Source organism: Mycolicibacterium bacteremicum (assembly GCF_002086115.1).
In the GTDB taxonomy this organism is placed as follows: Bacteria; Actinomycetota; Actinomycetes; order Mycobacteriales; family Mycobacteriaceae; genus Mycobacterium; species Mycobacterium bacteremicum.
The window spans coordinates 18773-41837 of record NZ_MVHJ01000001.1; the positions used below are offsets into that span (position 1 = coordinate 18773).

The window sequence follows — 23065 nt, forward strand, 5'->3', positions numbered from 1 at the left end:
CTCGATGGCCGTCGCGATCATCGCCGCAGTGACGGTGTTCATCCTGGTCACCCGTGACGGTGGATCACCTAGCCAGGCCAGCGACACGCGTGGCGCCGATGGCCCCGCGCAAGTGGTCCGCGAGAATAGTCATCGGCTCAACACCGTGCCGGATGCGCCCGTGACGGTCGTGGAATTCCTCGATTTCGAATGCGAAGGATGCCGCGCGGCGTACCCCTTGGTCGAGGAACTGCGCGCGCAGTACGGAGACCGTGTGGAGTTCGTGCTGCGGTACTTCCCGCTGTCCGGACATTTCAACGGTGAGCGCGCCGCACGTTCGGTCGAGGCGGCAGCCCAGCAGGGCAAGTTGGAGCCGATGTACCACAAGATGTATGAGACTCAGGCCGAGTGGGGTGAGCAGCGGGTACCCGCCGACGAGGTGTTCCGGGGGTTCGCTCAAGAGCTTGGCCTGGATATGGATGCCTACGATGCCGCCTACGCAGACCCCGCGACCGCAGAACGGGTGGCCCTGGACATGGCCGACGGAGAAGCGCTCGGCGTGATGGGCACGCCCACGTTTTTCGTCAACGGCATGCAGATCCCGCTGCAGTCGCGTGACGATCTGCGCATCGCAGTGGAGAACGCATTGGCCAACACCGCGCCGGTGTCGTGACCCGACCCCTCGATGGGGTGCAACTATGAACAACGACGAGCGGTTGGCTGGCGCGACACGGTGTTGAGCGGTCGTTACGGCTGATGTCACTGTGCTAGAAGTATCTACGTATTCAGCACGTAGATACGGTAAGGGTCAAGTTGAGCCTCACGCGCGGACTGTCGCTGATGGGAATCGTTCTACTCGCCGCTGCGCTGATCGCGCCGCGCGCGTCAGCATCCTGCGACGCCGCCACCGGGCAGTGCGACTTTCGGCAACGCCTCGTGGAGGCCGAGCAGTATTTGCAAACACGTCCCGGAACAGTCGGTTTCGTCCTGCGTGACCGCACGACCGGCGGCGCCTATCGCAACGGCGACGCCGCAACCCCGATCTGGACCGCGTCAACGATCAAGCTGGCAATGGTGGCCGATCTGCTGACCCGCGAACAAGCCGGCTCCCTGCGCCTCACCGCGGCCGATCGCGACGACATGGTCGCCATGCTGCGCAGTTCGGACAACGCTGCCGCAGACGCCTTGTGGTCGCGCTACGGTGGGCCATCCAACGTCTTCAATACCAACTTTGCGCGCCTGGGAATGACACGTGTAAAACCGCAACCGGGTTTCGGAGATGTCTACCCGTACTGGGGATTTCAGAAAGCGACCGCCGACGACTTCGATGCGTTGATGAACTACGTGCTGACCCGGCTCAATCCCTCCAACGCCGCCGCGGTCGTGGCCGAGATGCAGCGCGTCGATGGCGGACAACAGTGGGGAGTGTGGGGTGCCGGCCCGGCGATGGCGCCGGGTCAGAAGAACGGATGGTCCCAGGAGCAGGGCGGCTGGGTGGTCAATAGTGTTGGCTTCGCCGGGCCCCGACAGCGCTACACGCTGTCCATCATGAACGCCCTCGGCGGCGAAGGCGGCTACGACGACGGTGTCGAAACGACGACCGAGCTAGCGCGAATCCTGTTGTCACCGGGACCCTGACCGCAAGTTCAGTGCTCACGATGCAGCGTTGAAGATGTGTGTGATCTCGCCGCACGTCACCGCCGGCTTCGTCCCAGCAATGGCACGAAGCGTCCGACATCTGTGGTGTAGTCGACGTAGTCCTGGCCGTGACGTGACGTCAGGTACGGCTCTTCGACAAGCCATACCTGGGCATGGATCGACGCAACAAGAATGCCAAAGCCGATGACGGCAAGCCAGTTTGGGGCCATCAGCGTCAGGCCGGCGCCGAAGACCAGCATGGCCGTGAACACCGGGTTGCGTACCACGCAGAACACGCCGTCACGCACCAAGGTGGTGGTCTCAGCGGGATCGACGCCGATGCGCCACGAAGCTCCCATGGCGCGCTGCGCGGCGACGGTGCCGACGATCCCCACAAGCGCGGTCGCGACACCTACTCCCTGCACCGGCGCAGCGTTTAGCCAGGGCAGTGGGGAGAGCGCCCCGGCTGCCTGCAGGGCCGGCGCAGCCAATCCCAGCACCATCGCGACGGCGAATCCGACTCCGGCAAACCACTCGACCGAACCGACGTGGCCACTGACTCCGTGAAACCCCGCCGACCCAGTGCGTTGAAATTGCACCCAGCTTCGCCATCCGAAACAGATCGCCGCGAAAACGACATACGCCACTGTTGCCCAGACCGCCATGGACATCCCCTTCGATCGTAGACGCCCCATCGCGTCCGATCCTGTAACAATACATAGTGATATGTGCATATGTCTACGGGGATGATCAGCGAACGGCGACGACCTTGCAGTCAGCGGATCGCAATCGACAGTCGAAGGTCGCCGGGCGCGACGCCCTGACGCGCTGCGTGTGGAGGGCCAACGCGGTTTGTGCGGTGTTGCCTTTCGTGTGTGGGTGCCGCCAGTGACTGATCCGGGTCCTGGTGTTAGAAAGCAGGGGCATTTCACTGCCGTTGTCTCAGTTGAGGATGAACGTGTCGAGCAGCATGTAGGCGGCTACGACGAGCACGAGATACGCGAACCAGCGTTGCAGGCGTGCAGTGTTGGTTCTGGTGCCGAAGTATCCGGCCACCAGCGATGTCGCCATCGCGGCGGCGACGAATGCAATCACGACTTGCCCTTCCGTATTGATCGCGTGGAGGTGGGAGAAGATGCCGGCGACGGAGTTGGCGGTGACGATCAACAGCGAGGTGCCGATGGCCGTGGACATCTCCACGCCGAGTCTCACCACCAGCATGGGGATGATGAGGAAACCGCCGCCGACGCCGAACAGTCCGGTCAGCAATCCGACCAGGAGGCCGGCGCCGATGGAACGCGGTGCGCACCGGCGCCAGTTGACTTGTCCGGCTCGAATCTCGCAAGCCGTGCCGGTGGGGCCCTGGTTGGTCAGCATGCGACCACCGGCAACCACCATGACGGCAGCGAATCCGAGCATCAGTACCGACTGCGGCAGATGAGCGCTGATGGCGCTACCGGCCACCGTGGCTGGGATTCCGGCGACGGCGAAGATGCCGGCCATCCGCCACCGGACTTGTCGGGAGCGGATCTTTGGGAGCACCCCGACGGCCGAGGCCGCGGTGACGACGATCAACGAGACCGGAATTGCCTGTTCGACCCCGAAACCCATCGCGTAGACCAGTGCGGGGACGGCGAGGATGGAACCCCCGCCGCCGAGCAGCCCCAGCAGCAGTCCGATCAGTGCACCGAGCGCCACGGCTAGTGGGGTCGCCATAGCAAGCCCCTACCCGCGTCGCCGGCGCCGGAAGATCGCGGGAATCGTGGGCGGCGATCCGGTCTTCTTCACGCACCGGCATCGATGGGCAGGCGGCACCGAACGCATCACGTCGTCGACGTGTTGGCCGCATCCATCCCACGTCGCGTTCCCGCAGACCCGGCAGGTAACGGCGTAGCACACGCTGAGAACCCCTTCTCGGCGCGACGCGTCACGCTGTCGCATGGGCGTCGGCCCAGGCGTTGTACCCGCCGAGCAGATCAGTAATTTGTTGAATACCGTTGGCGCGCAACAAAGATGCGGCCACGCTGGAACGCCAGCCACCGGCGCAGTGCACGACGATCGGTTTATTGGTCGGCACCTCGTCGATGCGGAGGCGTAACTGGGCGAGCGGTATGTGCACTGACGTAGGGATGGCGCCGCCCTCGCACTCGCCGGGGTTGCGGATGTCGATCAGGGTCACCGCATCTTCGGCCAGCAGCGCATTCAACGCAGGGACCGTGGTGCGCGGCGCGGTCTGAACAAGGTCGACGAGCGCGGTCGGGAACTGCCCGCCGCGGCCCACGTTGAGGAAGCCGATGGCGTCGTCGGAACCGATGCGCGCCAGCCGCAGCGCCGCCTCCTGCTCCTCACCTGGATAGGTGATCAGCGCGATCGGCTCACCGATCTCAGCGACCATGCCACCGGTTTCGGCGAACCGGCCGTCGAAGCCCACGTTGACCGTCCCACGCAGGTGGCCTGCGGCGAAGTCCTCAACGCTGCGGGCATCGATGACACACACACCCGCGTCGAGTGCGGCTCGCATCTGCTGCGGTGTCATCTCCGGCACGGTGCGATCGAGGTGCAGCAACGGGTGCACCCGCTTGTTCATGGCGGCGTCGGAGGCGAAGTACGCCGGCGCGGCGGGCTGACCCGCGGTGAGCATCGCCACAAAGGATTCTTCGGGCATCGGCTGCACCGACGGATTGCTCGCTCGCTGTTCACCGATGGTCGAAGTGAGTTCGGTCGACAGGTTCTTTCCGCACGATGAGCCAGCACCGTGGGCGGGCATGACTGTCACGCTGTCGGGCAGCATCATGAGTTTGTCGTGGATCGTGTGATACATCGCTCGGGCCAGATCGCTGGCGGAGCTATCGCCCGCGTTGACTAGATCCGGACGGCCGACGTCGCCGATGAACAGCGAATCACCGGTGAGCACAGCCACGGGCTGCGCCTCCGCACGCTCGCGAACGAGCACGCTGATCGATTCCCAGGTGTGCCCGGGGGTTGCCATGATCTCCAGGTCGACCTCGCCCAAGGACACGTGCTCACCGTCGGCGAGCCTGCGGATTTGGTAATCCGTCTCGGCGGCCTCGCCGAAACCGATCCAGCCACCAGTCGCCTCGACCAATTCCAAATGCCCGGACACGAAGTCGGCGTGAAAATGGGTGTTGATCACACCTTCGATCGTGAGGCCGAACCTGCGCGCATCGGCGAGGTACTCGCTGACATCACGGCGTGGATCGATTACCACCGCACGGCCAGTGGTTTGGTCACCGACCAGGTACGAGGCGTGCGACAGGCACTCGATGTAGTACTGCTCCAGAATCATTTTCGGTTCCTTTCATCCACTGCGGGACCGTCGGTTTCAGAGGCCCTCCCCATATTCCTACAATACCCCCGGGGGTATATATTTCTGTCAGCCCAACATACGGGCGGGGGTATTACCCCAGGGTCGACTATACCCCTACGGGTATTAGGGACCATTGTGCTGAAACGGCTTGGATCCGAGATGCCTGCCGAAACCCGACGATGTGGGGGCGGGAATGTCGGCGCGAGCCGGACAGTTGAAATGATCCTCCACATACCCCCTGGGGTAAGCTCATTGGGAGGGGCAACGAGAGGAAAAGCCATGGTCGGCGACCAAGAAGCCATCGACGCGGTGCTCAACCGGCTGCGCCGAGCGCAGGGTCAACTCGCCGGTGTGATCTCGATGATCGAACAGGGGCGCGAGTGCAAGGACGTGGTGACGCAATTGGCGGCCGTTTCCCGTGCCCTTGACCGCGCGGGGTTCAAGATCGTGGCCACCGGCTTGCGTGAATGCGTCACCGGCGAACCAGCCGGCGCCGACAAACCCATGACCGAAGCGGAGCTGGAGAAGCTGTTCCTCGCACTCGCCTGAGGATCAGCGCCGAAAAAGGGTGGGCGATGGTGGCTCAGCGTTCGGTGGTGAGTCGATCGAGTAGTGGTCGTAGGTCTTCGGCGAGCAGTGCCATCAGGTAGACCGCGGCGACTCTGTGTTGGCGGTCCAGGACCATCGTGGTGGGCACGACGCTGGTTGGATAGTTGCGTCCCAGGGTGATGAGGCTGCGCAGTGAGGGGTCGAAGATGGAGGGGTATTGCACGTTGCGGTCGGTGACGAAATCGCGTGCGGTGTCGCGGTTGTCGCGGACGTCGATGCCGAGGAACTGCACGCCGCGGTCGCGGTACTCGGTGTACACCGTTTCCAGCTCCGGAGTTTCGGTGCGACATGGCGCACACCAGGAGCCCCACACGTTGATGAGGACTATCTTTCCGGTGAAATCTGACAGCCGGATCGTTTCGTCGGTGAACAAGTCGGGTCCGCTCAGATCGCCGATCGTGCCCCGTGTCGAGGGTGGGTCATAGAAGATCGCGGTCTGGCCGCCGGGCGAGACGAAGTCGAAGGTGCCGCCTTGGGCGACAGCGTCCTCGCCGGTGGTGCAGCCGGTGACCAGGCCTGTCACGGCCACAACGGCAGCGACGACGGCGACGCATCGCCTAACACTGGTCCCACCAGACCCGCTCGACGACCGTAGTGTCGACATCCATGTCACCGCCGGTGTTTCTGGCTGCTTAGTTCTCAACGGCGAGACCGCTGACCAGGATGAAGATGCCCAGACCGATCAACACGATCGGGAACAGGACGTGTTCCCAGCGTTCGAGGACTTCGGCGATGGGCCGGCGGGTGGCGACGAATTTGGCGGCGAGGACGAGGACCGCGACGAGGGCGAGGAAGACGACGCAGTAGGCCACCACGGCCGCGGGTCCCACGCTCAAGAAGACCGGAACGTAGACCCCGATGTTGTCTCCGCCGTTGGCGAAAGTGACTGCGGCGACGGTCAAGACACCGACGTTCTTGCCGGCCATCTTGCCGTCGTCGTCATCGTCGTCGTTGCCCCGCCAGGCTTGCCATGCCGCCCACAGTCCCAGTGCCAGGGGTATGAGCCCGAAGTAGGGGATGACGTCCGGGGGCAGGAACGCGCCGGCACCCAGCGTCACGAGCACCGCCGCGCCCAGAATCCCGGCAAATCCCAGGTATTGCCCTGCGGTGATCCGGGCCGTTGTCCCGCGTTGTCCCGCGCCGCGGGCGAAGAACAGCGAGAGCACGATGATGTCGTCGATGTTGGTGACGATGAACAAACCGATGGCGGGCAGCACCGACGACACGATCATGCGCCTGGCCCCGTGTCTGCGGTGGCCTGTGTCCGCCGACGAGCCGCAACACCGGGGTGGCCGGCGGTCACGACGGCGCGCCTACCGGCGCTACGGGGGTGGGGCGGAGGGCCGGATCGGTCGGCGCGGCTGGCAGTGGTGTGGCGCGTCCGGCCCGCACACCGTTGGCGATGACCACGATCTCGGCGAGTTCGTGGACGAGGACGACGGCGGCCAGCCCGAGTACGCCGAACAGGGCCAGCGGCACCAGCGCGATGATCAAACCCAGGGACAGGGCGACGTTTTGCAGCATGATCCGCCGGGCCCGGCGTGCGTGGCGGAACGTTTGAGGCAGGTGGCGCAGGTCTTCGCCCATCAGCGCCACGTCGGCGGTTTCGATGGCCACGTCGGTGCCCATCGCGCCCATCGCGATCCCGAGGTCGGCGGTGGCCAGCGCGGGAGCGTCGTTGACGCCATCACCGACCATCGCCGTGGGGCGCTGGGCGCGCAGCTGTTCGATCAGGCGCGCCTTGTCTTCGGGGCGCAGCTCGGCGTGCACGGCGTCGATCCCGACGTCGCGGGCCAGAGCGGTGGCGGTGGCGTGGTTGTCGCCGGTGAGCATGGCCACGTGGTAGCCGTCGCGGCGCAGGTGGGCGACGACTTCGGCGGCCTCGGGCCGCAGTTCATCGCGCACCGCGATGGCGCCGATCAGCTGGCCGTCGTCTTCGACGAGGACTGCGGTGGCACCGGCCTGCTGCATCCGGGCGACATCACTAGCCAGCGGCCCGGGGTCCAGCCAGCCGGGGCGACCCAGCCGGGCGGTGCGGCCGTCGCGGCGTCCGGTGAGCCCGGCGCCGGTGACGGCCTCGACCTCGGCGGCGGGGATGACGTCGTCGGCGGCGGCGAGGATCGCCGCGGCCAGCGGGTGTTCGCTGCGCGCCTCCAGAGACGCTGCTACAGCGAGCACCTGATCGCGGGTGGCGCCGTGGCTGGTGGCCACCTCGATGACGGTGGGCCGGTTGGCGGTCAGCGTGCCGGTCTTGTCCAGGGCGACGCCACGGATCTTGCCCAACCCCTCCAATGCGGCACCGCCTTTGACCAGTGCGCCCAGCTTGCTGGCGGCGCCGATGGCGGCCACCACGGTCACTGGCACCGAGATCGCCAGCGCGCACGGGGAGGCGGCGACCAGCACCACCAGGGCGCGTTCGATCCAGGTGGCCGGGTCACCGAGCAGGCTGCCGATCCCCGCGATCAGCGCCGCGGCGACCATGATTCCGGGCACCAGGGGTTTGGCGATGCGGTCGGCCAGGCGTTGGGAAGCGCCCTTGCGGGACTGCTCGGCCTCCACGATGCGCACGATGCGGGCCAAAGAGTTGTCCTCAGCGGTGGTGCTGATCTCCACCTCGAGCGCCCCGGTGCCGTTGATCGACCCGGCGAACACCTCATCACCGGGTCCGGCTTCGACCGGAACGGACTCGCCGGTGATGGCCGAGACATCCAGTGCGGTGCAGCCGTGGCGGACGATGCCATCGGTCGCGACACGCTCACCCGGCTTGACCAGCATCCGGTCACCGACCCGCAAATCAGCAGGGACAACGGTGATTTCGGCGCCGTCACGCAGCACCGTGGCCTCGTCGGGCACCAGCGACAACAGGGCACGCAACCCACGGCGGGTACGCGCCAGCGAGTACTCCTCCAGCCCCTCGCTGATGGAGAACAGGAAAGCCAGCATCGCGGCCTCACCGACCTCACCGAGAATCACCGCGCCCACCGCGGCGACGGTCATCAGCGTGCCCACCCCGATCCTGCCCTTGGCCAGCCGCTTCAGCGTGGACGGCACGAAGGTGTAGGCGCCGGCCAGCAACGCGACCGCTTCCAAGGTCCGAACGACCGGCTCGGCCGCGTCCAGGAACCCCGCGATCAGGGCCGCGGCGAGGAATACCCCCGAGAGGGCGGCGAACTGCATTTCGGTGATCTGCCAGAGCCGCTCGGGTTCGCGCTCCTGCTCATCGGCGCCGCGGGGTTCGTCGCTGCCGCAGCCGCACGCATCGCTCATCGGTCAGTCTCCTGCGCATCAGTTGTCGCGTCGGTGCGCGAACGGGTTCCGTAGGTGGGGCACAGGGCGACGGCATTGCCGGTGGCGGCCAACAGGGTTTCGGCCGCGGCGAGCAGGTCGAGCAGCTCGGGACGGGTCAGCGAGTAGAACACCTGCCGGCCCTCGGGACGCCCGGTGACCAGCCCGCAGTCCCGCAGACACGCCACATGCGCCGACACGGTGGACTGCGCCAACCCCAGCTCCCCGATCAGGTCGACCACGCGAGCCTCCCCGTCGGCCAGGCGGCGCACGATCGCCAACCGGGCCGAGTCGGACAGACTGTGAAACAGCGCCACCGCCGCATCCAGATTCGACCCCCCCGCAGAGGGGGTGTCGGTGAGGCAACCGTCCGCCTTATTCATCGTCATGCGACGATGATAGCCGGTCAGCAGCGATGCTTAGAGGTGGGGTCGAACGTCGAGGTCTCCGGGGCGCCGTTCGATGTCGCGGTCATCGACTTGAGCGCGCAACCGCCGCCGCGGGTGAACGGGTAGATCATCTGGTGCAGGTAGCTGCTGGGGTAGTCGGGTTTGGCGGCCATGCCGAGCTGTGTGGAGTCGAAGCGGCGGGCGGGGTCATAGGAGTAGGTGCGCATCAGGTGATCCCAGATCAGGGTGAACAGGCCGAAGTTGACGTCGCCGATGCCGGCCCATTTGAGGTGGTGGAAGCGGTGGCCTTCGTTGAGTGCCAGGACGTATTTGGCGGGGCCGATGCGGTAGTCGGCGTTGGAGTGCTGCAGCAGCAGCTGGATCGCCACAGCCAGCGCCAACGCGGAGGCGACGTCGACGGGCAGGCCGATCAGGATCAGCGGGGCCACGCCGGCGGCCATCTCGACGGTTTGATGCAGGGGGTGTTTCATCAGGCCGTTGAGGCCGTAGAAGCGGGTGATGCTGTGATGCACCGCGTGAAAGCGCCACAACACACCGATCTTATGGCTGGCCAGATGCACCACGGTGATCCCGAAGTCAGCCACCAGGATCGCGGCGAGGACCTGCGCAACGAACGGCCAATGGTGCGGCCACAACTGCGGGGCGGGAACGATCGCCGCGAGCAGGGGGATGGCGGCGACGCTGGCCAGGATGAGGGTTTCGTTGACCGCGACGTGGAGGCGGTCGCGGGTGCTGTCGGCGCGGTCGTGATTCCAGTCGCGGTCATACGGGATGACCCGCTCGACCAGGAACGCCGTCGCGATCGCGACCGCCAGGACCGCGAGCAGCCAAACCTTGGGGGCTCCAGAGGAGGCCAGGGCGATGCCAGCGCCGTTGAGGCCGATCAGCATGAACGGTACGTAGCCGTAGCGGGCCACCATCTGGATCGGGGTGCGCGTCGATGTCGAGGAAGTCGTGCTCATGTCTTGATGGTCGACACTCGGCCCGGTGTGGAGCTTGAACGTTTCGGCTAACCGCTGCCCGCGTCGAGGTTCCAGGACACGTGCCGGCTCAGTACCGAGGGCGGCAGTCCGAACATCTCGCGGGTAGTGCGGCTCAGATGCGCGCTGTCGGCGAACCCCGCACCGTGCGCGGCGCCGGTGAGGTCATCGCCGGCCTGGACCCGGGTGATCGCGATCCGCAGCCGCGACCACAACACATACCGGCGCAACGGAATACCAACCTGCTCGGTGAACAGGTGCGTCAACCGGCTCACCGAAATCCCCACCCGCGCAGCCAGTTCCATACCGCTGACCGGGCCGGCCGCCACGAGATCGGGCAGCAGCCGCAACGCGTCATCGACTGCGGGGTGGCGCGTGAGGTCACCGTGTCCGGCCGCGGCCGGCGGCGCCAGTTGTGCGGTCAGCTCGTCAACCATGGCTGCAAGTGGTCGTCGCCGGGTGTGGTCGAAGCTGGGGGTGACCGCCCACCCAGCGCGGATCGCCCGCAGGTGCGCGGACCGTCCCGGGACGGACTCCGGGTCCAAGAACACCACCGTCCCCTCCTGTGCACCGGTCTCGATCCGGTGTGACGCGTCGGCGGGCACGACCACCTTTCTGCCGTGGTGTCGGGCGCCGTGGTCGTCGAGCACCGTCAACGCCGTTGTGGCGGTCATGATCTGAACGGCGTGGTGGGCATGGGCATCGGTGCTGCCGATCGATCCGGTGAAGGCCAACACTCCTGGGCGCAGCAACGCGGCTCCGCCCCAGCGTGGTGCAGCGACAGGATCATCGCCAGACCTATTCATCGTCACACGACGATGATAGCGTTGGTTATTGATCGTTAATGGACGATGCCACCGTCGCAGGCCGATGCGTACCGGCACGGTGGTGATCCTCGGATTCAATGGAAGGAGTGTCTGCGGTGCTGATGAACCGGGCGGAGACCGTCCTGATCAACTCCTCGCCGCGGCAGTGGCTGCAACGCTGCTACGAGGTGCCGACATTGCTGCGGTTCGGGGGGCGGCTCCTGCCCGGCAGCAGAGCCCTGGAAATCGGCTGTGGATCGGGCTACGGCTCACAGCTAGTACTGCGGCATTTCGGTGCTGCGCGGATCGACGCCATCGACCTGGACCCGGCGATGATCCACCGGGCCGGCAGGCGGCTCGCCCCCTACGGTGACCGGGTGAACCTGGTGCAGGGCAGCGCCACTGACCTGCGGGCGGCCCTTGAAGCTGACGACGGCAGCTACGACGCGGTGTTCGACTTCGGGATCATTCATCACATCCCGGACTGGCGCGCCGCGGTGGCCGAAGCTGCGAGGGTGCTCACCCCCGGCGGGCGGTTCTACTTCGAAGAAGTCACCGCCCATGCCCTCAACCGCCCCACCTACCGGCGGTGGTTCGACCATCCCACCGACGACCGGTTCACCGCCGAACAATTTCTTCACGAACTAGGTCAACATGACCTGGTCGTTCTCGGATCGGTCACCCGCATCCAGGGCGACTACCTACTCGGTGTCGCCGCCAAGCTGCTTCCTTTGCGCGCTGGGCATTGATAGCCACCGCACGATGAGCCTGTTCGTCACCACAATGCTGCGAAGCGGCCGCTGCGCACCGTCATGCCGCTGGCAGCGGCAACCGGCGCATCCTGTGACCACGATGCTCCTTGGATGGTTGGGCGTTGTCCGCCACTGATGTTGGCCCTTCCCTGTGGGTGTCGGAGGCACGTTCGCGCATTGGCTGGGGCCATCAGGCGTGAGCCTGCTGCAACATCCGCCCGTTCACAGGTTCGGCTTTGTCGCAGAACCCGGGGTCCGTGCCGGTGTCAGCACCGCCCAGACCAGCTCCGGTCGTGTCTTCATCAGATCTTTATCGGAATCGGAATAGAGCCATACTCGCCAGACCCACGCTGGAGTCGTGGGCACGTATCCGTGCCTTAACGACGCATGTTGCGAAATTGGGTCGAGGAAAGGTGTGCGGATGCAGCACAATCGATACGGATATGGGTTTGTGGCGCTGGCGGCGTCCGCCTTGGTTCTTACTGGCTGCTCGGGTGGATCAACGGGCAGCGCCACCTCGTCTGTAACTTCCTCGCCGTCGGTGTCGAGTTCGGTCACCACATCGGCGGCTGCCAGTGCGCACAATGATGCCGACGTGTCGTTTGTTCAAGGCATGATTCCTCACCATCAGCAGGCGGTCGAGATGAGCGACACGCTGCTCGGTAAGCAGGGTGTCAATCCGGCTGTGGTGTCGTTGGCGGAGAAAATCAAGGCTTCGCAGGCCCCGGAGATCGAAACGATGCAGGGCTGGTTGCAGCAGTGGGGTGTGTCATCGACGCCGGAAACCGCTAGCACCGGCATGCCGGGGCACAGCATGCCCGGCCATGACATGTCCGGCGGCGGCATGGGTGAGATGCCCGCTACGGGTGGCGGCGGGCACGGCATGATGTCCGAGGCCGATATGGCAGCGTTGCAGAACGCGTCCGGCGCCGAGGCCGGCAGGCTGTTCTTGGAGCAGATGGTTGAACATCACGAGGGTGCAGTCACCATGGCGCAGCAGGAGATTGACAACGGGCAGTCCCCGGAAGCGGTCGAGATGGCCCGCAGCATCGTGTCATCTCAGCAGGCCGAGATCGACGAAATGCGTGGTCTGCTCGATCAGTAGTGTGGTGAATCTAGTTCGCGGTGTGGCCGTCGGCCGCACCGCGACTTGGCATTACCGGTAATTCGACGGTGAAGGTCGCTCCGGTTCCCGGGCCGGCGCTGGCGACTGCAATGGTGCCCCCGTGCGCTTCGACGAGCGCTTTGGCGATGGCCAGGCCGAGTCCGGCGCCTCCGTGCCCGCGATCGCGGGCGGCGTCGGCGCGATAGAACCGCTCGAAGATGCGCGGCAAGTGTTCTTCAGCGATCCCTTCGCCGTCGTCGGCCACGGTGATCACGACGTTGTCACCGTCGTGGGTGCAGGCGAGTTCGACCGAGCCACCGGGTGTGGTGTGCAGTAGGGCATTGTCTAGGAGGTTGCCAATTACTTGAGCGAGTCGTTGCTCGTCTGCCCACAACGTAGGCAGCTGCTGGTTCTGATGCAGGGTAATGCCCACGCCCTTGGTGTCGTAGCGTTCCTGTGCTGCGGCAATGCACCGGCGAGTGACTGTCCCGACATCAATCGTGTTGTGGGCGAGCGAGAACGAGCTTTCCTCTGCTTTGGCTAACGCGGCGACGTCTTCGGAGAACCGCACGAGCCGCCGTGTTTGGTCGCGCAGCATGGCCGCGGTCGCCGGAGTGAGTGTGCGCACGCCATCTTCGATGGCCTCGATGTAGGCCTCCAGCACCGCGACCGGTGTGCGGATCTCGTGGGCCAGGTCGCCGAACAATCGCTGCCGGGTCGAGTCGACGGTCTGCAGCCGCGACGCCATCTGGTTGAAGGCGACCGCGAGGGCGTCGAAGTCATCGCCCAGCTGTGGTGGCGATACTCGGGTGTCGTAGTGGCCGTTGGCCACCGCTTTGGCCGCCGCGGCAACTTCGGTGACCGATCGTTGCAGGCGTCGGCTGACGTAGTAGCTGACGGCCAGAGCGACAAGAGCCGACACTGCGACGGCCACACCGATCGAAATGACGGTGGCGTAGCCGTAGGCCTCTTCGGCGTGCACTTCCTCCATCGAGTCCGGCGGAACTCCGGCCCGATGAAGGTGCTCACGAAACAGGGGCGGTCCGACGACGGTGGCCACCACGGTGGTGGTCAGGGCGCCGGTGATGACCACGATCGCTTGCGCTGCCAACAGGCGCAGACCGATTCCAGGTCGCCGTGACCGCGCGTGATGTCCGGCTGGGCTGGTCACTGGCCGGTGCCCATGCGATACCCGACTCCGCGCACGGTGGCGATGAAACGGGGTTGGGCTGCGTCGTCGCCGAGCTTGCGTCGCAGGTGGCCGATATGGACGTCGACGAGATGCTCGTTGCCGACCCACGGGCCCTCGCGCACGATCTCGAGGAGTTGGCGGCGGCTGAGCACCACACCCGGCCGGCCGGACAGGGCTTCCAGGATGTCGAATTCGGTGCGGGTGAGCAGGATCGCTTCCTCGTCGAGGCGTACTTCGCGGGCATCAACGTCGATGCTCAGCGGTCCGAACCGCCGCGGCGGGGTGGGCGTGTGCTCGCCCGGGCCGGCGGCGGCTGGCGCTTGCAGGACCCGTGGGCGGCGCAGCATGGCCCGGATGCGCGCAACGAGCTCGCGTGGACTGAATGGCTTGGTGATGTAGTCATCGGCTCCCACGGTGAGACCGAGCACGGTGTCGATCTCGGCGTCGCGGGCGGTCAACATGACGACGTAGGCGTCGGAGAAGGTGCGTAGCTGTCGGCACACTTCCAGGCCGTCGATGCCGGGTAAGCCCAGGTCGAGGATGACGACATCGGGATCCAACTCGCGCGCCACGGTGATGGCATCGATCCCGTTATCGGCCACGATGGCCTCGAATTGCTCGCGCTGGAGGTAGCTGGCCACCACCTCGGCCAGGGGCACCTCGTCATCGACGACGAGCGCTCGATAGCCCTTGGCCGACGCTGGTGACGGTCCTGCTGGGTGCTCCATGGAACTCATGGTGCCTGCTGGCGGCGAGATCGAACCCTACCGAGGCTCCGACCGTGGCGATCTTGAGCGGATCTTCACACAACGCATACCTAATCCGAATGACCCCCGGCGAGGCTTGAGACCAGAAATGGGTGCACGCCGCGCCATGCTGGTGTGCATCCAAGTGCCATTCAGCAAACTGATGCAGTTGGCCGCCAATGGGGTGGCGGTTTGCGCGCACCGATGGCACAAATGCCCGGGTATGCGCTGCGCGTCGGCGAACGGTGAGACTCTTTCATGGTCATAAGATCACCAAAGAGCTTGTTAAAGAGGGCTTTCGGAGACGAGTGAGAGATGCATATGCGGGTGCTGGAAAGGCTCTGTCGCGACGTCGCAGTGCGGTCACAACCTGATGTCGACTCGTGAGCCGAGATAGCCCCTACCGTTCTGCTGTTACAGTTGGCAACATTGTGATGGGTTTCGGCGCGGTGCCCGTGCGGCGGCGACGTGCAGTCGTCGCCGCAATGATTGCGTTCTGGTTCGCGATCCTGGGCGCGGAATCCGCACTGGTCAACGCCGACGACACCCATGCAGCCCACGGCCCGCACGCGCTGGCCGCCTATTCCGTTGACGCGTCGCTGCTCGTCGCGGTCGAACATTCGCATATCTCGCGCGGTGAGGTTCTGCTCTCGCCGGACACCTTCGCCGACGCCGTGCTGCCCCGCGCGACGGTGTCGTTGCTGGTGGTTGCGCTCATGGCAGTCCTGGTAGGCGGTGCGCCGCTGTGGCGTCACCGATTGAGCGCTACTCCGCGCGGTCCGCCCCGGGCGAGATCGCACACTTTGTCCGGGCGTGAGGTTCTCTCCCGGCTCTGTATCGCGCGCCGCTGACCGGTCAGCGCCAGGTTGTCGCCTCGTAGTCCAAGCGAGGTCAACCGGTGACCGCTGCCCGTCATCAGCTGCCGCGCTCGGTCGCGGCGTCACAGAAGCGACACGTCACGATGAATCACGTCCTTTCCACTCCGCCTGCGCGCACCGAACAGCTCGCAGAACAACCCCACCTGGGACGCTATGAACGGCCCGCCACGATGGTCGGTCAGACGCCCGTCTTGAGAATCACCGAACCGTTCTCCGAGGCTGATCGGGGCTTCTGGGCCAAACTCGAAGGCTTCAACCCTGGCGGCATGAAAGACCGCCCCGCCCTGCACATGGTGGCGCGGGCACGGGCGGACGGCGCATTGGCCCCGGGTGCACGGATTGTCGAATCGACCAGCGGCACCTTGGGTTTGGGGCTCGCGCTGGCCGGCACCGTCTACGGGCATCCGGTTACTCTGGTCACCGACCCGGGTCTGGAGCCGATCATCCAGAACATGCTGTCTGCCTTCGGCGCGCAGGTCGAGTTGGTCACCGAACCCCACCCCGAGGGGGGCTGGCAACAGGCCCGACGGGATCGTGTCGCCCAGATCCTGCGGTCGGAGCCGCGAGCGTGGCATCCCGATCAGTACAACAATCCGCACAACGTCGAGGCCTATCGGGGACTGGCGCTGGAGTTGCACCAGCAGCTGGGTCCGGTGGACGTGCTGGTGTGCTCGGTGGGTACCGGTGGTCACTCCTCGGGAGTGGCCCGGGTGTTGCGTGAATTCAATCCGCAGATGAGGTTGATCGGTGTCGACACGGTGGGCTCGACCATCTTCGGTCAGCCGGCCAGCACCCGAGTGATGCGAGGTTTGGGTTCGAGCATCTATCCCGGCAACGTCGACTATCAGGCCTTCGATGAAGTGCACTGGGTGGCCCCGCAGGACGCCGTGTGGGCATGCCGCACCCTGGCCGCTACGCACTACGCCAGTGGCGGATGGAGTGTCGGGGCGGTCGCGCTGGTCGCCGGATGGGCTGCGCGCACGCACGCGCCCCACACCACCATCGCCGCGATCTTCCCCGACGGGCCTCAGCGATACTTCGACACCGTGTACAACGACGACTACTGCCGCAGCCACGGCCTGCTCGGTGCCGTCCCAGCATCGCAGCCTGACACCATCGATGACCCGCTGGCACACGTGGTGACGTCCTGGACCCGGTGCGCGGCCGTGGTCGATCCGATGAAGGCGGACCGCTGATGGGTCTGATCGCACAGTTCCGCAGTTTCGGCTGGCCCACCCGGCTGCTCATGGTGAACCAGTTCGGGATCAACCTGGGCTTCTACATGCTCATGCCCTACCTCGCCGCCTATCTCGCCGGACCGTTGGGGCTGGCGGCGTGGGCGGTCGGTCTGGTCCTGGGGGTGCGCAACTTCTCCCAGCAGGGCATGTTCCTGGTCGGTGGCACCCTGGCCGACCGGCTGGGTTACAAGCCGCTCATCGTGGCTGGGTGCGTTCTTCGCACCGTCGGATTCGCACTGCTGGTGGTCGCCGAATCACTGCCGTTCATGTTGATCGCCTCTGCAGCAACGGGTTTCGCTGGCGCGCTGTTCAACCCGGCAGTGCGCGCCTATGTGGCCGCCGACGCCGGCACACGCATAGTCGAGGCGTTCGCGCTGTTCAACGTGTTCTATCAGGCCGGGATCCTGGCGGGTCCACTGGTGGGCCTGGCGTTGATGTTCGTCGATTTCCGCATGACCGCCGCTGCCGCGGCCATCGTGTTCGCCGGACTGACGGTGGCCCAGCTGTTCGCGTTGCCGCAACGAACGGCCGGGACGCCCGAGGAGAAAACCTCGGTGCTGCAGGACTGGCGCACGATCGCGGCAAACCGATCATTTCTTCTGTTCGCCGCGGCCATGATCGGGTCGTATGTTCTGTCGTTCCAGGTCTATCTGGCGTTGCCGCTGCACGCCCGCGACCTCGTGCCGGGCAACGACGCCGTGGTGACCGCAATGATCTTCGTTGTCTCGGGGCTGGTCGCGATCGCGGGGCAGATGCGTATCACGCGGTGGCTGTCGCGACGGTGGGGATCAGGGCGTTCGCTGACCATCGGCATGCTGATCCTCGCGGCAGCATTCCTGCCGCTGATCGCCTTGCCCAACGATGCTCGGGCCGTGGCGGCCGTGGCGGCGCTCCTGCTGGCCACCGGCGTGCTGGCCGTCGGTTCAGCGGCGGTGTTCCCGTTCGAGATGGACACCGTGGTGTCGTTGGCCAAAGGGCGTCTTGTCGGTACCCACTACGGCTTCTACAACACGATTGTGGGCGTGGGCATCCTGGCCGGCAATCTCGCCACCGGCTGGCTCATGCAAACGATGAAGGACATCGGTCGCCCGGAGTTGGTGTGGGTGTTGCTCAGCGGGATCGGTGTCGTCTCGGCCTGCGGGCTCTACCGGCTGGACCGCCGCGGTCGCCTGGACGCGGCACCGGCGACAGGCAGCGTAAGCCCGCGCTAAAGCTGACTCTGCCGCGCATCAGCTTTCGATGACGCGGACGACATAGGGGGTCATGCCCGAGGTCCGCACCGGCGACACCTTGATGGGCACGCCGGTCTGCTGGGCCTCGATCATCCGGCCGCCACCGAGGTAGATGGCCTCGTGCTGGCTGCCGTTGGGGCCCCAGAACAGCAGATCGCCACGTTTGGCCTCCGACGGGGGTACTTTGCGGCCGGCGTCGTACTGATCTCCGGAGTAGCGCGGCAGCACGATCCCCACGCCGGCGAAGGCGTACCGGGTCAGACCCGAGCAGTCGAATCCGACCGTCCCTGCGCCCTGATTGATTCCGCGACTCGGGCCTTCCAGAGTGCCGCCTCCCCAGGAATAGGGCACACCCAGTTGGGTGCCGGCCCGGCGAATGACGTGCTCGATGGCTTGGGCGCCGTAGAGCCGGTTGCCGCGGATGCTGGTGGCCGGACTGGCCGTCGGAGCGCCGATGCCCAGGCTGCTCAGAAACCGACGGCCCATGTTCATGGCGGTTTGTGCCGCCGCGGCGCTGGCCTGCAGCGATGCATTGGCGATAGCGACAGGATCACCGGGAGCTCCGGCGCTGGGCACCTGCGGTAGCAGCGGGTCCCAGTGTCCGCCTGCGTGGTTGGCGTGCGCCGTCGGCGCGGACAACACCAGTAGCGACGCTGCGGCCGCGCAGATCCCGACAAGGCATCGCAGGAACCGTGCTGATCGAGTCTTCTGGTCGCCGAGCGTCATGTTGTCTCCTTTGCGCAGGGTGCTGGTGATGTGCCTGCGGAGCTATCCGTCACGCGGAAAGCATCAGCGGGACAACAAAATACGTACCTGGTCCATAGATACCGTAACTCACACCCGTCACATTGGAAACATCAGTCACTGAATTACCACGTTGAAATTTGTTGTAGCTCTGACGATCTCGTGCACAATCGCGCGCACCGCAAGTGCCCGGTCATTTCCCCGACAGTGACGATCACGCACCCGCCTGCGCCAGAGGAAGTGCGCGAACGTGACGGCACCAGCGGGTGGGGCGCAGCGTGAGATCCGGGTCAGAGGCCGGCGTTACCGGCTTTCCAGGTGTCCCAGGGGATGTTCCAGTCACCGAGCCCGTCGGTGCCCGACAGTGTTGGTCCTGTGGTGTTGAGGACCTCCACGATGTCGCCGCGTCGGGTGTTGTCGTAGAACCATCGTGCGTTGGCCGGGTTGACGTTCAGGCACCCGTGGCTGACGTTGGTGTTGCCCTGGCTGCCCACCGACCACGGCGCGGAATGCACGTAGATGCCGCTGTAGGACATTTGCGTGGCCCACTCCACTTCGGTGCGGTATCCATCGGGAGAGTTCACCGGGACGCCGTAGGTGGACGAGTCCATGACCAGGAATGAGTAGCGGTCACCGATGATGTAGGTGCCGTTATCGGTGGGTGTGGACGCCTTGCCCATCGACATCGGCATCGTTTTGACCACCTCGCCGTTGCGGCGCACGGTGAGTGTCTTGGTCGCATCATCTGCGGTGGCGATGACTTCATCGCCGATGGTGAAGCGGGTGCGGACGTCATCTTGGCCGAACAGTCCGTCGCCGAAGTCAACACCATAGACGTTGACGTTCACCTCGACCGTGGTGCCTGGGCGCCAGTATTGCGCTGGCCGCCAGCGCACTTCACGATTGTTCAGCCAGTAGAAAGCGCCGTCGACTGGCGGATTGGTGGTGACGGTGACGGCCTGCTGTGCCGCTGCGCGATTGGTGATGTCTTCATCGAAGCGGACGGCAATCGGCTGACCCACACCCACGGTGTCGCCGTCGTTGGGTAGCACGTAGGGCATCGTGAGGTTGTCCGGGGAGTGCGTCTGAAACGTTGCGACCGTCGTGGTGGCACCGGTCAGCCCGAGCGCCTCGGCGCGCAGGGTGTACTGCTTGTTGTAGCCCAGGGGCTCGGCAGACGACCATGACACACCATCGGTGCTCAGGTGACCGTCCACTACCGTGCCGGCCGCATTGGTCAACACGACGTGTCCCAGCACGCCGTTACCGGCCTCGACCGTGATCGGTGAGTCGACGCTGACCCCGATCGCTCCGTCAGTCACCGATGCGCGCAGCTCGGGCACCAGCAGATCGGCGTACGGAGTTCCCTTGGCAATGGGCTCTACCGAAGGCGGCGCGGACTCCTGCGCATTGGCGCATGCCGTGGTGAGCAGCAGCGATACGACAGCTCCCAGGGTCCATGCGGTCGCCCGCCGCCAGGTCCTCATGGCGTCCGCGAGACGATGTCGGTGGGAAGCGACGTCATGGGTGTGCTCTCCAAAGATGTTCTCACTCAATGACTGACAGGCGTCCGGCGCCTGACGGCGGACTCCTGCCCCTCATAGTGTCGGCGGTCGACATATGCCTTTGCTAGCCCTTCAATGAAGATTCCGTAAAGGCCGCGACAACGCCGTCCAGCAGCGTCATTGTGGAGGATGCCGCCGGGGTCGGGTGCCACAGTGCGCCCCCTTGGCGGGGTACGTCAGTCGAAAGGACTCCCGATGAAATCGACAACCCGCTTGAGCGCACGCCGGATTGCCACCAACACCACACTTCGCTCCCTGCTGACCTGTGTCGGCGTGTGCGTCGTCCGATCGCTGTCGGTCTCCGCGTCGCGAAACCCGAAGTCCTGCTGCGACTAACCGCCGCGATATCGACATTAGAGACGGTGGCGTAGCCCGGTGATCGGCGCGCAGAGGACACTGGAGCCATCTTCGCGATGTACGGCGGCCTACCGCCCATCGCGCACCTCTCGGTTATGCATATTCACATCAAAATGAACAGGAGCGTCCGGTGAAGATCGCACGAAAAATGATGACAGTCGCGGTGGCGGCCGGACTCTTGGGTGCAACGGCGCCGATCGCGACCGCAGCGGAGATGAAATGTCCGCACCATCTGGGATCAGCTCAACAGATGAGTGACGCCGGCGGTGCGGTGGTGCAGGAATGGGCGATTACCGATTTGCAACCAAGCGTCGACAATGCGCCTGGATACCCACTGGCGGGCCGGTTATGGGAAGCCTCGGCAACGGTGCGAGCGGTGTCGGGCACGGTGACGCCAGTAATCCCCAACTTCCGCGCGACGGGGAAGGGACAGCAGTCCTACCCGGTGTTATGGCAACTGGCCAGCCCGGCAGGCATCTCGGCAGCCACGCTGCAGCAGGGGCAATCAAGCTCGGGCAAACTGTATTTCGACATCACGGGTACCGATCCAAGCGCGGTACTCTACGGCAACCCCGCCGACACGGCACTGATGATGTGGTGCGACATGGAGGCCATGGCACCGATGATGTCGATGCAGATGCCCATGGCTGACTGCCCGTGCTGCGATGGGGACTGCATGTGCTGCACAGACCCATCGTGAGGGCGCGCTATGCATCACCCGACGAGGTCCGATGAGCGGGTTCGACACCGCCTTTGAAAGTCCCGTGCGCCGAGTGCCGATGGACATCGACTAGCCCCGTCGGAACCTTTGGCTCTTGTCGAGCCTGCGCCGGCGAGCAGAGAGGCCTGTTCGCAATTTTGCCGGCTTGACGGCGAAGCGGTTGCCGCTCTCCACGATGAAGACAGGGGCTGGAAGGGGATGGCGCCCCGGACTGCACCCTTGCCATATACCCCCAAGGGGTATACATTCGGCTACGGATACCCGGTAGGGGTATCCGGAGTGGAAGGGGAGCAGCAATGAGCACGACGACCTACACGGTGACGGGCATGTCCTGCGGACACTGCGAAGCCTCCGTACGCGAAGAGGTAGGCGGCCTCGCCGGAGTCCAGGGTGTGGAAGTCAGCGCCAAGACCGGAGTGCTCGCCGTCACCTCCGATGGTGGAGTCGATGACGCACAGGTCCTTGCCGCGGTCGCAGAAGCCGGCTACTCGGCGGTGCGTGTCGCATGAACGCCGCGGGACGACTGGCCGCCTTCGGCGTGGGCCTGGCCGTAGCCTTCGTTACTGCCTACACGACCGCGGCGGCCGTCGTCCCCGCACCGGCGGCGACGCCAACCATCACCTCGGCGACGCCCCCGCCAGCCGCAGCCAGTGCGCCCGCAGGCGGGCCCGCAGCACCGGCTGCCGCGCCGCCAGCGGACCCGGCAGGTCTGTCCCTGGCGCGGGGTGGATATCAACTGTCGCCGGTGCAGGCGCCGAACTCCATCGGCGCCCCTGGCGAGCTGAGATTCTCGATCCTGGACCCGGCCGGCCGACCACTGGTGGACTACGACACGGTGCACGACAAGCTGCTGCACCTGATCGTCGTGCGTTCGGACGGAACGCAATTCAGCCATGTGCATCCGAGTCTGGATCGACGCACCGGGGCGTGGTCGATCCCATTTGAGTGGAAGGCCGCAGGGACATACCGGATCTTCGCCGACTTCACCCCCACCGGGGGCCGTCAACTCACACTCACCCGTGCCGTGGATGTTGCCGGAGCGTTCACCCCGTCGCGCATCCAGGGGAGTCGCACCATCGATCGGGTCGACGGCTACACCGTGGAGCTGCAGGGAGACCTGATCGCTGGTGCCCCGACCGAACTCACTGCGCGCATCACACGCGGTGATCGACCCGTCACCTCGCTGCAGCCCTACCTGGGTGCGTTCGGGCACCTCGTTGCGCTGCGCGACGGCGACCTTGCCTACCTGCATGTCCATCCCGAAGGCGACGAACCCGCGCCCAGGGACAGCGGCGGCCCCGCCGTGGCGTTTGCGGCTACCGCACCGACGGCGGGGCGCTACCTGCTCTATCTGGACTTCCAGGTCGAGGGGACGGTGCGCACCGCGACGTTCGTCCTCGACGCCACCCGCGCTGCCGACCGCGGTACCGCACCGACGCCGGCACCAGCACACGACACCGGCCACGGCGGGCACTGACCCGCGGGCCCATCCTTAGAAAG

At 65.6% G+C, this 23065-nt stretch carries 24 protein-coding genes; 11 read left to right on the forward strand and 13 right to left on the reverse strand.

Annotated features, from left to right (window positions below):
* Positions 1-4 precede the first annotated feature (4 nt).
* Positions 5-652: a DsbA family protein gene (locus BST17_RS00080; protein WP_083054349.1), complete on the forward strand. Its 648-nt coding sequence runs from the start codon at positions 5-7 to the stop codon at positions 650-652.
* Positions 653-819: 167 nt separating this feature from the next.
* Positions 820-1617, forward strand: a complete 798-nt coding sequence (locus BST17_RS00085; protein WP_109749933.1) for a serine hydrolase — start codon at positions 820-822, stop codon at positions 1615-1617.
* A gap of 56 nt (positions 1618-1673) precedes the next feature.
* On the opposite strand, the gene BST17_RS00090 is transcribed toward BST17_RS00085, so the two are convergent.
* The 3 genes from BST17_RS00090 to BST17_RS00105 all read right to left on the reverse strand — a co-directional run bounded on the left by BST17_RS00090 (position 1674) and on the right by BST17_RS00105 (position 4924).
* The gene (locus tag BST17_RS00090) at positions 1674-2288 is read right to left on the reverse strand and encodes a methyltransferase family protein (protein WP_308214693.1); all 615 of its coding nucleotides are present in this window, start codon (positions 2286-2288) and stop codon (positions 1674-1676) included.
* A 271-nt stretch (positions 2289-2559) separates the two neighbouring features.
* A complete protein-coding gene (locus BST17_RS00095) occupies positions 2560-3333 on the reverse strand; it encodes a sulfite exporter TauE/SafE family protein (RefSeq protein WP_083054352.1) in 774 nt (257 codons plus the stop codon).
* Between the two features lie 211 nt (positions 3334-3544).
* Complete coding sequence (locus tag BST17_RS00105; RefSeq protein ID WP_083054356.1) at positions 3545-4924, reverse strand: MBL fold metallo-hydrolase; 1380 nt, start codon at positions 4922-4924, stop codon at positions 3545-3547.
* Between the two features lie 300 nt (positions 4925-5224).
* Here BST17_RS00105 and BST17_RS00110 point away from each other — a divergent pair, with 300 nt between their 5' ends.
* On the forward strand, positions 5225-5494 hold the full coding sequence (locus BST17_RS00110) for a metal-sensitive transcriptional regulator (RefSeq protein WP_083054359.1): 270 nt from the start codon (positions 5225-5227) through the stop codon (positions 5492-5494).
* 34 nt (positions 5495-5528) lie between these two features.
* On the opposite strand, the gene BST17_RS00115 is transcribed toward BST17_RS00110, so the two are convergent.
* The 6 genes from BST17_RS00115 to BST17_RS00140 form a co-directional block, all read right to left on the reverse strand.
* Positions 5529-6158 (reverse strand): TlpA family protein disulfide reductase, encoded by a 630-nt coding sequence (locus tag BST17_RS00115; protein WP_083054361.1) that lies wholly within the window; start codon positions 6156-6158, stop codon positions 5529-5531.
* Positions 6159-6186: 28 nt separating this feature from the next.
* Positions 6187-6786, reverse strand: coding sequence for a cadmium resistance transporter (locus BST17_RS00120; protein WP_083054364.1), 600 nt, complete (start codon positions 6784-6786; stop codon positions 6187-6189).
* A gap of 67 nt (positions 6787-6853) precedes the next feature.
* Positions 6854-8821, reverse strand: a complete 1968-nt coding sequence (locus tag BST17_RS00125; RefSeq protein ID WP_083054366.1) for a heavy metal translocating P-type ATPase — start codon at positions 8819-8821, stop codon at positions 6854-6856.
* Positions 8818-9228, reverse strand: coding sequence for an ArsR/SmtB family transcription factor (locus tag BST17_RS00130; RefSeq protein WP_109749934.1), 411 nt, complete (start codon positions 9226-9228; stop codon positions 8818-8820). The genes BST17_RS00125 and BST17_RS00130 overlap by 4 nt, the downstream gene beginning before the upstream one ends.
* A 17-nt stretch (positions 9229-9245) precedes the next feature.
* Complete coding sequence (locus BST17_RS00135) at positions 9246-10211, reverse strand: sterol desaturase family protein (protein WP_083054369.1); 966 nt, start codon at positions 10209-10211, stop codon at positions 9246-9248.
* 47 nt (positions 10212-10258) lie between these two features.
* Positions 10259-11035 (reverse strand): AraC family transcriptional regulator, encoded by a 777-nt coding sequence (locus tag BST17_RS00140; RefSeq protein ID WP_083054371.1) that lies wholly within the window; start codon positions 11033-11035, stop codon positions 10259-10261.
* Between the two features lie 122 nt (positions 11036-11157).
* On the opposite strand from BST17_RS00140, the gene BST17_RS00145 reads away from it, so the two are divergent.
* Complete coding sequence (locus BST17_RS00145) at positions 11158-11784, forward strand: class I SAM-dependent methyltransferase (protein WP_083055191.1); 627 nt, start codon at positions 11158-11160, stop codon at positions 11782-11784.
* Positions 11785-12208: 424 nt separating this feature from the next.
* A complete protein-coding gene (locus BST17_RS00150) occupies positions 12209-12892 on the forward strand; it encodes a DUF305 domain-containing protein (protein WP_083055194.1) in 684 nt (227 codons plus the stop codon).
* 10 nt (positions 12893-12902) lie between these two features.
* Here the strand turns inward: BST17_RS00150 and BST17_RS00155 are convergent, their stop codons facing one another.
* Entirely contained in the window at positions 12903-14006 is a 1104-nt protein-coding gene (locus tag BST17_RS00155) for a HAMP domain-containing sensor histidine kinase (protein WP_407937718.1), read from the reverse strand.
* Between the two features lie 53 nt (positions 14007-14059).
* Positions 14060-14812 carry a response regulator gene (locus BST17_RS00160; protein ID WP_407937713.1) on the reverse strand — a complete coding sequence of 251 codons (753 nt, stop codon included), beginning with the start codon at positions 14810-14812 and terminating at the stop codon, positions 14060-14062.
* 452 nt (positions 14813-15264) lie between these two features.
* On the opposite strand from BST17_RS00160, the gene lpqS reads away from it, so the two are divergent.
* The 3 genes from lpqS (at position 15265) to BST17_RS00175 (ending at position 18157) form a co-directional block, all read left to right on the forward strand.
* Positions 15265-15681, forward strand: a complete 417-nt coding sequence (gene lpqS, locus BST17_RS00165) for a putative copper homeostasis (lipo)protein LpqS (protein WP_083054378.1) — start codon at positions 15265-15267, stop codon at positions 15679-15681.
* A gap of 110 nt (positions 15682-15791) precedes the next feature.
* Positions 15792-16904 carry a PLP-dependent cysteine synthase family protein gene (locus BST17_RS00170; protein WP_083055197.1) on the forward strand — a complete coding sequence of 371 codons (1113 nt, stop codon included), beginning with the start codon at positions 15792-15794 and terminating at the stop codon, positions 16902-16904.
* On the forward strand, positions 16904-18157 hold the full coding sequence (locus BST17_RS00175; protein WP_083054380.1) for an MDR family MFS transporter: 1254 nt from the start codon (positions 16904-16906) through the stop codon (positions 18155-18157). Before BST17_RS00170 ends, BST17_RS00175 begins: the two co-directional genes overlap by 1 nt.
* A gap of 18 nt (positions 18158-18175) precedes the next feature.
* Here BST17_RS00175 and ripB read toward each other — a convergent pair whose 3' ends face one another.
* Together ripB and BST17_RS00185 are read right to left on the reverse strand one after the other, a co-directional pair.
* Positions 18176-18904 carry an NlpC/P60 family peptidoglycan endopeptidase RipB gene (gene ripB, locus BST17_RS00180; RefSeq protein WP_083054382.1) on the reverse strand — a complete coding sequence of 243 codons (729 nt, stop codon included), beginning with the start codon at positions 18902-18904 and terminating at the stop codon, positions 18176-18178.
* A gap of 308 nt (positions 18905-19212) precedes the next feature.
* Positions 19213-20409, reverse strand: a complete 1197-nt coding sequence (locus BST17_RS00185; RefSeq protein ID WP_083054384.1) for a L,D-transpeptidase — start codon at positions 20407-20409, stop codon at positions 19213-19215.
* A gap of 583 nt (positions 20410-20992) precedes the next feature.
* On the opposite strand from BST17_RS00185, the gene BST17_RS00190 reads away from it, so the two are divergent.
* The 3 genes from BST17_RS00190 to BST17_RS00200 all read left to right on the forward strand — a co-directional run bounded on the left by BST17_RS00190 (position 20993) and on the right by BST17_RS00200 (position 23042).
* Positions 20993-21544 (forward strand): DUF1942 domain-containing protein, encoded by a 552-nt coding sequence (locus BST17_RS00190; protein ID WP_207573551.1) that lies wholly within the window; start codon positions 20993-20995, stop codon positions 21542-21544.
* A gap of 317 nt (positions 21545-21861) precedes the next feature.
* Positions 21862-22074, forward strand: coding sequence for a heavy-metal-associated domain-containing protein (locus BST17_RS00195; protein ID WP_083054388.1), 213 nt, complete (start codon positions 21862-21864; stop codon positions 22072-22074).
* Positions 22071-23042 (forward strand): DUF8832 domain-containing protein, encoded by a 972-nt coding sequence (locus tag BST17_RS00200; RefSeq protein ID WP_083054390.1) that lies wholly within the window; start codon positions 22071-22073, stop codon positions 23040-23042. Before BST17_RS00195 ends, BST17_RS00200 begins: the two co-directional genes overlap by 4 nt.
* The last annotated feature ends 23 nt before the right edge of the window (positions 23043-23065 follow it).